1 tRNA gene is annotated in these 212 nt (G+C 53.3%); it reads left to right on the top strand.

The features are described from left to right. Nucleotides 1–74: 74 nt before the first annotated feature. Nucleotides 75–150 (top strand) — tRNA-Asp (locus tag BBB58_RS00655). Nucleotides 151–212: the final 62 nt, after the last annotated feature.

Here is a 212-nt window from a genome sequence, read left to right as displayed (position 1 = left end):
GCACCTGCCTTACAAGCAGGGGGTCGGCGGTTCGATCCCGTCATCCTCCACCATTTCAAATAAAAACGTAATCTGGTCTTGTGGTGTAGGGGTTAACATGCCTGCCTGTCACGCAGGAGATCGCGGGTTCGAATCCCGTCAAGACCGCCATTTACGTTGGGCTGTAGCCAAGTGGTAAGGCATCGGATTTTGATTCCGACATGCGAAGGTTC

This window comes from Exiguobacterium profundum, from assembly GCF_001909285.1.
Lineage (GTDB): Bacteria > Bacillota > Bacilli > Exiguobacteriales > Exiguobacteriaceae > Exiguobacterium > Exiguobacterium profundum.
Note: the sequence above shows the minus strand (reverse complement) of the source record. Positions and strands in the feature narration are given on the sequence as shown.